Below are 11,571 nucleotides of genomic sequence, written 5' to 3' on the forward strand. Positions count from 1 at the left end.
CTTGTTAAAGGATGATATTTTAAAGGCCCTGCTCGACGCGGGCGATTACTGCTCCGGTCAGGCGCTCTGTGAACGTTTTCATGTGACACGGACCGCCGTCTGGAAGGCGGTCGCAAAGCTTCGGGATGAGGGCTATACCATTGAAGCGAGACAGAATCGAGGGTATTTATTGCGAAATACAGGATATTTGCTGAGTCAGGCCTCTCTCGATGAGGCCTTCGGCGATCAGCGGTTTTTGAAGCGCTGGGTCTTTTTGCAGCAGACCGACTCGACCAATCTGGAGGTGAAACGTGCCGCCGGAGAGGGCGACGCGGGCCCCACGCTCTTTGTCGCGGAGGAACAGACCGCGGGCAGGGGGCGCAGAGGCAGAAGTTGGAGTTCTCCGCCCGGCAGTGGCATCTGGATGTCGCTTTTACTGCGCCCGAAGCTCCGCCCGGAGCGCGCATCTATGCTTACCTTGGTCACGGCACTTGCCGTGACGGACGGCATACGCGAGGCGACCGGCCTCGAGGCAGCCATCAAGTGGCCGAACGATGTTGTGGTGCGCGGGAAAAAGGTCGCAGGGATACTCACGGAGATGAGTACGGATTTGGACCGCATCGAATTTGTGGTCATCGGCATCGGCATCAATGTCAATACGGGAAGCTTTCCGGAAGAAATACGAGAAGTTGCGACTTCACTCGCAATCGAACAGGGCAAGGAGACGGCGCGCACGCCCATCATTGCCGCGGTTTGGAAGCAGTTTGCGCACTATGAGAAGTTGTTTGAAGAGAACGGCAGCTTTGCGGCTCTGAAGGAGCGCTATGAAGCGCTGCTTGCGAACCGGGGAAGAGAAGTGCGCGTTCTGGACCCCGACGGCGAGTACTGCGGTGTTGCGGAGGGCATTACGGAGAGCGGTGAGCTCTTGGTGCGGCGTGAAGATCAAAGTCTCACGGCCGTTCGGAGCGGAGAGGTCAGTGTGCGCGGGATTTACGGCTATATTTAAGTTTCGTATCTTCAGCGGAGCAAGAACAGGAGGATGAATCCAAATGGCAGAAGAGAAGAGAACGGAAAAGAAGAGCGCAAAGGGCGGCAAGAAGGCGGAGACCGAAAAGCGTGAAATTCGCGAGCAGGAGCTCATGCAGGGATTGCTGCAGCTGGTCGAGCAGGCCAAGAACAAGGATTCCAAGCTGGATGTCGATGAAATCAATGACTATTTTCAGGATTACCAGCTGAGTCCCGAGGGCATAGAACATATCTACAACTATCTCGAGGCCAACAACATCGAGGTACAGCATCACCGTGAGGAAGAGCCGCCGGAAGATTTGGAAAAGGCGGACAAGGGGGGTGATGTCCTGCTGGGACTTGATCTGGATCTCGACGACGACCTCGACAATGAGGATGAGAACGGCGAGAAAATCGAGGGAGAAGAGATCAATCTGAACCCGGTGGATCTTCTGGAAGGCGTCGGCACGGAAGACCCGGTCCGCATGTATTTAAAGGAAATCGGCACCGTTCCGCTGCTCACCGCGGAAGAAGAGATGGAGCTCGCGCGAAGAAAGCAGGCGGGCGATGAAAAGGCGAAGAAGAAGCTGATTGAGGCGAACCTCCGCCTCGTGGTCAGCATCGCGAAGCGCTACACGGGACGCGGCATGAGCTTTCTGGACCTCGTGCAGGAGGGCAATTTGGGTCTCATCAAGGGTGTCGAGAAGTTCGATCCCGAGAAGGGATTTAAGCTCTCGACCTATGCGACTTGGTGGATACGCCAGTCCGTGACGCGCGCGCTCGCAGATCAGGCGAGAACCATACGCGTGCCGGTGCACATGGTCGAGACCATCAACAAGATGAGCAAGATGCAGCGCAAGCTGACGCTGGAGCTCGGCTACGAGCCGAGTGTCGCGGAACTCGCAAAGGCCCTCGATATGACCGAGGAGAAGGTCATGGAGATTATGCAGATTGCAAGAGAGCCCGCTTCGCTCGAGACGCCGATCGGTGAGGAGGACGATTCGAACCTCGGCGACTTTGTCGCGGACAACAATGTGCTGACCCCGGAGGACAATGTGGAGTCCGTCATGCTGCGCGAGCACATCGACGCACTGCTCGGCGACTTAAAGGAGAGAGAGCGCCAGGTCATCGTGCTGCGCTTCGGCCTTGAGGACGGCCATCCGCGCACGCTTGAGGAGGTCGGCAGAGAGTTCAAGGTGACCAGAGAGCGCATACGCCAGATTGAGGCAAAGGCGCTCAGGAAGCTCAGAAACCCGGTGAGATCCAAGAGAATTCGAGACTTTTTATGAATCAGAGAAATTACCAGAGAGAACAGGACCTCTTGGTCCGAAAAAACGAAGCTTCGGGACTTGTCCCGAAGCTTCTTCTTCACGTCTGCTGTGCGCCCTGCTCTTCCTTTTGTCTGGAGAGCTTGACACCGCACTTTGATGTGACTGTCTTTTTCTGTAACCCGAACATCGATGACCCGGAGGAATACCACCGGCGCGCCGAGGAGGAGCAGCGCTTACTCCGGGAAATGAATTTGCCGCGGCCGGTGGGCTTTCTAGAGGGGGAGTATAATCCGGAGCGCTTTCACGAAGCGGTGCGAGGTCACGAAACGGACCCCGAGGGCGGCGAGCGCTGCGGTATTTGCTTTGAACTCCGCCTCCGCGAGAGCGCAAAGGCTGCCAAGGCGGGCGGTTTTGACTATTTTACGACCAGTCTCACCATTTCCCCGATGAAAAGCGCCCCCCGACTGAATGCCATCGGGGAGCGCATTGCGGCGGAGGAAGGGGTTGCCTTCCTGCCCTCTGATTTTAAAAAGAAAAACGGGTTTCTCCGCTCGACCGAGCTCTCGAAAGAGCACGGACTGTACCGCCAGGATTACTGCGGTTGCTCCTACTCGAAGCGGGATGCGGAGCGGAGAGAAGCTCAGCGGTGCTCGGAGGCAAAGACGGACTCCGCGAGCGTATCCGCAAGCGCGAGCAGCTGTAAGCGCTGTTCCTCGTGACCGCGGGACTTTAAAGTGACCGTGTCCTGCAGGAAGTTCATGTTCTTCATCGAAGAGAAGAGTTCGCTCATCTTCTTGCCGGACACCGGCGCCCAGGAGCCGTTCTCCACGAGTGCAATCGAGCGGTTCTGCAAATTGTGAGCCGCAAGCTCGCGAAGCAGTCCCTCCATGTAGGGGAAGATTTCGTTGTTGTAGGTCGCGGAGGCAAAGACCAGGTGGCTCGCGCGGAAAGCCTCGGAGACCAGGTAGGAGACATCGGTCACGGAGACATCGTACATTTTGATGTTCTTGATCTTCCGCTCGCCGAGGGCGTTTGCAAGCACTTCCGCGGCATTTTCGGTGCCGCCGTAAATCGAAGCATAGAAGATAACCACTTCGTTGTCCTCGGGGCGGTAAGTTGCCCAGCGGGAGTACTTCTCAATGATCCACTGAATCTTATTTGCGACGCGCCACACCGGGCCGTGCAAGGGGCAAATCATCTGAATGTCGAGGCCCGCAGCTTTATTTAAGAGCGCCTGCACCTGCGTGCCGTATTTGCCGACGATGTTCGAGTAGTAGCGGCGCATCTCGGAGAGCTCAAAGTCGCCGAAATTAAGCTGATCCGCATAGAGGTTGCCGGAGAGTGCACCGAAGGTGCCGAATGCATCCGCGGAGAAGAGAATCTTATCGGTCTCGTCATAGGTGACGGTAACTTCCGGCCAGTGCACCATGGGAGCCAGGATGAAGCGGAAGTTGTGGTGACCGGTCGAGAGCGTATCGTTCTCCTTGACCTGCATGACCTTACCCTGCAGGTTGAGCTCTCCGAAGAACTGCTTGATCATCGCGTGGGTCTTTGCGCTACCCACAACCGTAGCCTCCGGGTAACGGAGCAGCACTTCGGCAAGCGTAGCGCAGTGATCCGGCTCCATGTGATTCACGATGATGTAGTCGAGCGGACGGCCGTTCAGCACAGCCTTGATGTTTTCGAGGAACACCCCGCAGATTGCGTGATCCACGGTATCGAGCAGGACGGTCTTCTCGTCCGTAACCAAGTAAGAATTGTAGGAAATGCCGAGCGGAACCGGATGGCAGTTCTCAAACTTAGCGAGTCTACGGTCGCTGGATCCGAGATACCAGAGCGTATCGCTCATCTGAATTGCCTGATGCATAACTTCTCCTTTTCTGACAGTTTGCAGTGACTAAGTATTGCGCCGCAAAATCATCTGGAACTTCTTCGCGGACAGTATACCACAAAGGAGGGCAGGCTTGCCACTGCTTGCGGATTGCTTTGGAATGTTGTAGACTGAACTCGTCTTAAATCTAGGAAATAAAGCGGAGCTAAGGCTCCTAAGAGGTGACTTATGTCTGAAGCATGTAACTGTAATCACGGCGGTATGCCGGAGCCGCCGAAGCCGAATTTTCAGGTTCCGAGCAACGAAAACAGCAACATCTGCCACGTCATTGCGATTATGAGCGGCAAGGGCGGCGTCGGAAAGTCGCTCGTCACAAGCCTGCTCGCCTCCCGCGTCAGTGCGGCGGGGTACCGCGTCGGCATTCTGGATGCGGATATCACCGGGCCCTCGATTCCGAAGGCTTTCGGTGTGGACGGGCAGAGTCTTCATTCCCGCGAAAATCTCATGGTGCCGGCGGAGACCGAGAGCGGCATCAAGATTGTGAGCTCGAATTTGCTGCTCGACGATGACACGGAGCCGCTGATCTGGCGCGGCCCCATGATTGCGAGCGTGGTGAAGCAGTTCTGGTCCGATGTCTACTGGGGAGATGTCGATTATCTCTTTGTCGACATGCCGCCGGGCACCGGCGATGTTCCGCTCACGGTATTCCAGTCGCTGCCGGTCGAGGGCATTGTCGTTGTTACCAGCCCGCAGGAACTGGTGTCGATGATCGTTGAAAAGGCCGTCAACATGGCGAACCAGATGGATGTTCCGATTCTCGGTCTCGTCGAAAATCTGAGTTACTACAATTGCCCGGACTGCGGGAAGTCCCATGCGGTCTTCGGTGAGAGCCACATCGATGAAGTTGCGGACGGTCACGGACTCAAGGTGCTTGCGAAGGCACCGATCGATTCCGCAATCGCCGCAGCGGTCGATGCGGGTAAGGTTGAGACCCTCACGGCGCCGTGGCTTGACGAAGCGGTTGCCGCAGTGACGGGAGATAAGAAGGCGGAGTGATGACAAGAGGCGGCAATCCGAACAGCGAGCTTGAGCAATCCATACTTCGTGCCCCGGGTGAATTCCAGGTGCCGGAGAGCATGGTCGCATGGGCACAGCAGTTTCAGGATGCCATGATGATGTACAGTTGTGCCATTCGGGAAGTTAAGACCAAGCTGGAAGTATTAAACGATGAGCTCTCGGTGCGAAATCAAAGAAATCCCATCGAGATGATCAAGTCGCGGGTCAAACAGCCGCGTAGCATCGTCGAAAAATTGAAGCGCAAGGGCTATCCGCTGACCTTAGCGGCCATGCAGGACAATCTGGACGACATTGCGGGTGTCCGCGTGATTTGCTCTTTCGTGGACGATATCTACGCGATTGCGGGCATGATGATGCGCCAGGATGATGTGCGCGTTCTTCAGATCAAGGATTACATCAAGAACCCGAAGGACAACGGTTACCGCTCCTACCACATCATTGCGGAGGTCCCGGTCTATTTCTCCGAACAGAAGAGCTTTATCCGGGTGGAAATACAGATACGCACAATCGCGATGGATTTCTGGGCGAGCCTGGACCACGAGCTCAAGTACAAGAAAGAAATTCCCGATGCCGAGGAAATCTCGGAGGAACTTCGCGCCTGCGCGGATATCATCGCGGATACCGACGAGAAGATGCTTGCGATACGCCGCCGCCTCGAGCAGAAGAGCGCCGCGGGGTGAGAGAAAAGCGTGGCAAGGCGATTATGATGAAGTAAAGAGAAAGAGCTGTGCGTCGGCACGGCTCTTTCTTGCGTTGCAAAGCAAAAACCCACCCGTTATGCGGGTGGAGACATGCCAAAGGCTAATAGTGCTGCACATACCAAATGGCTGTGCAAGTACCATATCGTCTTTACGCCGAAGTATAGACGAATAATAACCTACAATCAATATCGGAGGGAATCGGAAATGCAGGAAACAGCACCGACAACTCTTTTTTCCACTTAGCCCTTAAAGAGTAAACCTGACGCATAGAAAAGCGAGTCATGCATTGGCATGACTCGCTTTTGTGTTTCCGAACAACTTACGCGAGACGCTTTACAAAGTGTCCCTCAATGCTGACCTTCTCGTTGATGACGACAAAGGCCTGCGGATCGATTGCGTAGATGACAGACTTCAGCTGTCGAACCTCGTACTTTGAGACCGCGCAGAAAAGAACGCGGGTCTCTTCGTTCGTGTAAGCGCCGTGCGCGCCCCAGGTCGTGACACCGCGGCCGAGCTGCTTCAGAATCGCGGCTTCGAGCGAGTTGTCCTTGCTCTTTGTGATAATCGTGACCAGAACGTTGATATTCTGGGTGTGCATTCTGTCTTCGGCGACCGTGCAGACAGCCGTGCAAATCAGAGAATAGATGACGGTCTGCGCGTTGAAGAGGAAGAGGCAGATGCCGTAGAGCACAACGTTGACGCCGATACCGACCTTTGCGACGCTGAAATCCTTTTTCCACTTGATGAGCAACAGCGCAATGACATCCATGCCGCCCGCGGATGCGCCGTTTCGAAGCATAATACCGAGGCCGAAGCCGGAGACCAGACCGCCGACAATGCAGGTGGAGAGCATATCATCCATCACGTGTACCACGGGAATCACGGAGAGGAAGAACGAAATCAGCGTGGTCGTGAACAGCGTTTTCCAAAAGAATTTTTTGCCGATGGCGCGCATCGAGATCAAGAGCACCGGGAAGTTGACGCAGTAGTAAATAATACCGGCGATATCAAAACTTCCGGTGTTGAGGTGTAAGAGTGAGACCAGACCGGTACGTATCAGCTGGCACACACCGAAGAGACCGCCGGAGTAGAGCTTGGCAGGAACAATAAACCAGTTGGTCGCAGCCGCATAAATCAGTGCGCCGACGGTGGCACCGAGAAGCTGCGAGAGCAGAGCCTTATGTTCCGAATGTTTTTTGTCGAGTTCCATAGTGACGCCCCCCTTGTTTATCATGTAGGCATCATAACATAAGAACTACGTTAAAGATACAGCGGAAGTGGCTTTTTCCGGACAAAACTGTCTTTTTTGAACACAGCTTTTCCTTGAAATCAAAAAGGCGGAATGTTATAGTTTTAGAGATATACATTTACATAGAAGAAGGAGGTGACCGGGATGAGTGACAGTGATGGTGGAGGGCGAAGTAGAACCGCTGCGAACAGGGTGTTTCACGGGATTTGCTCTCACAGGCAGCCCGGGAACCTTTTGGACTTCCGAAAGTAGGGAGAGGCTTTGTGCCGCTCTCTCCTGTTCGCCGCGCCTCCGGTTTAGCTGTCAGTGCGCAACCCGTCGGCGAACCGCCTTGTCGGTTCAGGTGAAGAGAGAGGAGAGAGTATGGGAGAAAAGGGCATGAAGACCCGTGAAGAGCTCCAGCAGGAAATTCTGGAGATTCTCCGCGGAAGAAAGTCCCCGAAGATTATGCGAGATGAGCTCGATGAATACCATGCGAGCGATCTGGCCGCAGCGCTGGATGAGATTACCTTAGAAGAGAGAGAACGTTTTTATCGTTTGCAGAGCGATGAAGCGCTCGCGGAAGTGTTAGAGCACAGTGATTACGCCGATAAGTATCTGGGAGAGATGAGCCTGCATCGTGCGGCGAGTGTCCTGACCAGAATGGAGCCGGACGTTGCCGTTGACTTGATGAAGGAGAGCGATTCCGTAAAGAAGAAGGAGTGGCTTGAACTCATGGATCCGGAGTCCCGGAGCAAGTTGCAGAGCCTTGCTTCCTTCGACGAGGATTTGATCGCAAGCCGCATGACGACGAACTTTGTCTGGCTGTACAGCAATATGACCGTGCGGGAGGGCATGAAATCCCTCGTCGAGCAGGCGGAGGAGCACGACAATATCTCGGTGATCTATGTTTTGGATCCGCAGGGCGTCTTTTACGGTGCCATCAATTTAAAGGACTTAATCATAGCCCGCAGAGACACCGAGCTCTCTGACATTATCATGACGCAGTTCCCCTATGTTTACGCCGATGAGCGCATCGAGGACTGCCTCTGGATTATCCGCGATTATTCCGAGGAGAGTATTCCGGTTCTTTCTTCGGACAACCGCATACTCGGTGCCATCACCTCGCAGGAAATTGCGGAAGTGGTCGGCGATGAGATGGGAGAGGACTATGCGAAGTTGGCAGGTCTCTCTGCCGAGGAGGATTTGAACGAGCCGCTCCGCATGAGTATCAAGAAGCGTCTCCCCTGGCTGATACTGCTCCTCGGCCTCGGCATGGTCGTCTCGAGCGTGGTAGGCCTCTTTGAGGGCGTTGTCGCACAGCTCACGATTGTCATGGCCTTCCAGTCCCTGATCCTCGACATGGCAGGTAACGTAGGTACCCAGTCCCTTGCGGTCACGATTCGTGCCCTCATGGACGATCAGCTCACGCCGAAGCAGAAGCTAAAGCTTCTCACCAAGGAAGTCAATGTCGGTACTTTGAACGGTATCATCCTGGGTCTCCTCGCCTTTGTCGGCGTAGGTCTCTATGTCACCGTGTTCAAGGGCATGCCGCTGCACTATTCCTTCGCAATCTCGGGCTGCATCGGTGTATCGCTCGTTGTCGCGATGTTGATTTCGAGCTTGGTCGGTACCGCGGTTCCGATTTTCTTCAAGCACATCCACATCGACCCGGCAGCAGCTTCCGGTCCCCTGATTACAACCATCACCGACTTGGTCGGCGTTGTGACCTACTACGGACTGGCGTGGCTTTTGCTCATCGAATTCATTCACCTGTAAATCACAAAGAGTCGCAACCTCTGTCCGAGAGGAAGCGGCTCTTTTTCATTTCGCTTCGCTTCTCGCGAGTCATGGAAAAAAAGGCGGTGCTCCCACAACGCCGATAGAATCAGAGTTATAGGACAAAAAGAGTTGGTGAAACACCCCGCAACGCCGGTAGAATCAATCGTTGCGGGGACACTATCTTCTTTGTATACATCTTCCTTTAAACAGCGTCACTGATTCTTTTTCCCACTTAGCCTTTTTCACCGGCTTGGACAAAGGATGAAAAACGATAACAGAAGCGGAATAAAATCGAAAACTGAATCTGTTATACGGTCCGCGTCTGGAGCAATACAGGTACTATCCGAAATGAATCGGGAAAGCGCGCAAAAGGCTTGAACCCTTTGTGAGAAGAATGGTAAAGTAAGCGTTAAGGGTATTGAAACCACAGTTTTCTATTTGGGGGTGCTTATGAAATTGCTACGGAAGTTTGTGTGTGCCGCATCGATTGCGGCAATCTCGGCTTGCCTCGTGATTCCGTCGATGGCGGCAACGGCGCAGTGGAAGCGCAATGACAAGGGCTGGTGGTATGAGGAGGCGAACGGCTCCTATCCGACCGCGACATGGAAACTCATCAACAATAAATGGTACTACTTTGACGGCATCGGCTACATGGCCGAGAGCCGCTGGATCGGAAATTACTATGTCGGTGCCGACGGCGCTATGCTGGTCAGCACCGTGACGCCCGACGGCTACTATGTTGACGAGACGGGAAAGTGGATGGAGGGAAAGAGAGCTTCTCTCCACGTGAGTAAGAGCAGCGCGGCCGGAAAGAGAAGAAGCGGCGGCGGTTCCGGTCTTTCCTACGGCGGCGGCGTAGCGACGGGAAACAGCGCGAATACCGGCAATGTCGGAACGAGCGGAAACGGCGGCAATGCTGCGAATGCGGGAAACGGCGGCGATGCTTCGAACACGGGCAATGCCGGCAACAGCGCGACTACGGCAGGCGCAGCGGGAACGCAGCTTTCCGGTGAGGAGGGCAGAGTCATCTCCGCGCTGATGGCCATGGGTCTCAGTGAGAAGGAAGCAAAGCTCTACTACGGCATTAACGCCTACCGTGAGAGTCTCGGTCTTCCGAAGCTTTCGCTCTCGAAGTCTTTAACCACGGTTGCGAGAACCCACGTGGCGGATTCCAATGCGCACACGCCGGAAAACCAGGTGGATGTAAGAGGCATACAGGGCAACCTGCACAGCTGGTCTTCCTACGGCAGTTGGACGCCGGTCGTCTATACCTCCGACCATAATTACGCAGCCTATATGTGGAGCAAGCCGAGCGAGCTTACCTCCTATCCGGGCAGCGGCTTTGAGATTTCCGCTTGGTATAGCCTCACTATGACGCCCGAAGTGGCGCTTGACTCATGGAAGGGCTCTCCGGGCCACAATGCTGTCATGACGACGCAGGGCATGTGGTCGGATTTAAAGACCATGGGTGTCGGTATCGACGGCAAGTATGCGCATGTCTGGTTCGGTCAGGATGCGGATCCGGCCGGTTACTATGAGGTGACGGGCTATTCGGTGCTTCAGCCTTAAGTTTTGTTTCATCGGCCCCCTAAGAAAAAGCCCTTGCTTTTTGAGCTCGCTCTGGCTATAATGAAAGCCGTGCTGCGGGGCGTGGCTCAGTTTGGCTAGAGCGCACGGCTGGGGGCCGTGAGGTCGCAGGTTCAAATCCTGTCGCCCCGATTTGAATGAAACAGGAGATTGCGAAATCTCCTGTTTTTTTGTTACACGGTCACAGCATCTGCACCGTTATCTTTATTTGCAATAGCTAATCGTGTGGATGCCGCTCTGTTTTTTTGTAAGAACACATGGTATAATTGCACATGTGTCAGCGCGATAAAGGATTATTTTCTATGAAAAAGCTGATAGCCTTTGACTTTGACAAGACACTCTACGATCATCAGACGCTAAGCATACCCGAGAGCGCCGAGCGCGCGCTTCGGGCGCTCAGAGAGCGAGGGCACATCATCGTGCTTGCGACCGGGCGGGATATGTCGACCCATTATTCCAGGCCGTATCTTGACTTGGTCAACGCCGCGGCGCGCGTCGAGCAGAACGGCGCAAAGGTCGTTGTCGGTGATAAAGTGCTGTTTGAGCACTACATCGACCGCGGTCTCCTGAAGCGGATGATGGACTATGCGGAGCGGACCGGCATAGGCTTCGGCGTGACCATAGAGGATGAGGACTATTACCTGAACCCGGAGCGCATCCGCGAGGCGGAGATGAAGCGCTGGGGGCAGTGCGGACGGCAGTTTAAGGATGCGAGAGCACTCCTTACCCGGGATATCCGCACAGTCAACTTTATCGGCACGGAGGAAGAGGCAAAAGCCATGGAGCAGGCCTTTCCGGAGCTGCAGCTCCGCATGTTCTCCGTGAACTACGGCGCCGACATCATTGAAAAAGGCATCAGCAAGGCAGAGGGGCTAAAGAAACTCTGCGCGTATTACGGCTTGGAGATGAGCGATGTCTATGCCTTCGGCGACTCCTACAACGACAGCGAAATGCTGGAAGAAGCGGGGGTCGGCATTGCGATGGGCAATGCCAAGGAGGAACTCAAGGAGATTGCGGATTACATCACAAGCCCGATCGATCAAGATGGTATTTGGAATGCCTGCAGACACTTTCAGCTGGTGTGAGTGCGCAGGAAAATCACAAGGAGGC

At 54.7% G+C, this 11,571-nt stretch carries 10 protein-coding genes, 1 tRNA gene and 1 pseudogene; 10 read left to right on the plus strand and 2 right to left on the minus strand.

The features are described from left to right. Position 1 precedes the first annotated feature (1 nt). The 3 genes from QU660_RS03460 to QU660_RS03470 are packed head-to-tail and all read left to right on the plus strand — an operon-like array spanning position 2 to position 2,974. The gene (locus tag QU660_RS03460) at positions 2-985 is read left to right on the plus strand and encodes a biotin--[acetyl-CoA-carboxylase] ligase (protein WP_304946949.1); all 984 of its coding nucleotides are present in this window, start codon (positions 2-4) and stop codon (positions 983-985) included. 43 nt (positions 986-1,028) lie between these two features. After that, entirely contained in the window at positions 1,029-2,273 is a 1,245-nt protein-coding gene (rpoD, locus tag QU660_RS03465) for an RNA polymerase sigma factor RpoD (protein ID WP_330693234.1), read from the plus strand. Next, the gene (locus QU660_RS03470) at positions 2,270-2,974 is read left to right on the plus strand and encodes an epoxyqueuosine reductase QueH (RefSeq protein ID WP_304946950.1); all 705 of its coding nucleotides are present in this window, start codon (positions 2,270-2,272) and stop codon (positions 2,972-2,974) included. The genes rpoD and QU660_RS03470 overlap by 4 nt, the downstream gene beginning before the upstream one ends. Here QU660_RS03470 and QU660_RS03475 read toward each other — a convergent pair. Beyond that, complete coding sequence (locus QU660_RS03475) at positions 2,896-4,122, minus strand: FprA family A-type flavoprotein (protein ID WP_304946951.1); 1,227 nt, start codon at positions 4,120-4,122, stop codon at positions 2,896-2,898. The two genes, QU660_RS03470 and QU660_RS03475, sit on opposite strands and share 79 nt — an antisense overlap. Before the next feature lie 192 nt (positions 4,123-4,314). Here QU660_RS03475 and QU660_RS03480 point away from each other — a divergent pair, with 192 nt between their 5' ends. The 3 genes and pseudogenes from QU660_RS03480 to QU660_RS03490 all read left to right on the plus strand — a co-directional run. Continuing rightward, complete coding sequence (locus tag QU660_RS03480) at positions 4,315-5,142, plus strand: Mrp/NBP35 family ATP-binding protein (RefSeq protein ID WP_330693235.1); 828 nt, start codon at positions 4,315-4,317, stop codon at positions 5,140-5,142. Next, positions 5,142-5,843 carry a GTP pyrophosphokinase gene (locus tag QU660_RS03485; protein WP_304947219.1) on the plus strand — a complete coding sequence of 234 codons (702 nt, stop codon included), beginning with the start codon at positions 5,142-5,144 and terminating at the stop codon, positions 5,841-5,843. Before QU660_RS03480 ends, QU660_RS03485 begins: the two co-directional genes overlap by 1 nt. A 111-nt stretch (positions 5,844-5,954) precedes the next feature. Continuing rightward, positions 5,955-6,056: pseudogene (locus QU660_RS03490) on the plus strand (IS200/IS605 family transposase); the annotation flags it as partial. 127 nt (positions 6,057-6,183) lie between these two features. On the opposite strand, the gene QU660_RS03495 reads toward QU660_RS03490, so the two are convergent. Further along, positions 6,184-7,074, minus strand: coding sequence for a YitT family protein (locus tag QU660_RS03495; RefSeq protein WP_304946952.1), 891 nt, complete (start codon positions 7,072-7,074; stop codon positions 6,184-6,186). A 402-nt stretch (positions 7,075-7,476) separates the two neighbouring features. Here QU660_RS03495 and mgtE point away from each other — a divergent pair, with 402 nt between their 5' ends. From mgtE to QU660_RS03515, 4 genes are all read left to right on the plus strand, one after another. Beyond that, positions 7,477-8,871, plus strand: a complete 1,395-nt coding sequence (mgtE, locus tag QU660_RS03500; protein WP_304946953.1) for a magnesium transporter — start codon at positions 7,477-7,479, stop codon at positions 8,869-8,871. 453 nt (positions 8,872-9,324) lie between these two features. Then, positions 9,325-10,443 carry a CAP domain-containing protein gene (locus QU660_RS03505; RefSeq protein ID WP_304946954.1) on the plus strand — a complete coding sequence of 373 codons (1,119 nt, stop codon included), beginning with the start codon at positions 9,325-9,327 and terminating at the stop codon, positions 10,441-10,443. Between the two features lie 75 nt (positions 10,444-10,518). Then, positions 10,519-10,593: transfer RNA gene (locus QU660_RS03510), tRNA-Pro, on the plus strand. Positions 10,594-10,763: 170 nt separating this feature from the next. Then, positions 10,764-11,546: a Cof-type HAD-IIB family hydrolase gene (locus tag QU660_RS03515; RefSeq protein WP_304946955.1), complete on the plus strand. Its 783-nt coding sequence runs from the start codon at positions 10,764-10,766 to the stop codon at positions 11,544-11,546. Positions 11,547-11,571: the final 25 nt, after the last annotated feature.

Origin of the sequence: Stomatobaculum sp. F0698 (assembly GCF_030644385.1) — a bacterium.
Classification (GTDB): Bacteria; Bacillota; Clostridia; order Lachnospirales; family Lachnospiraceae; genus Moryella.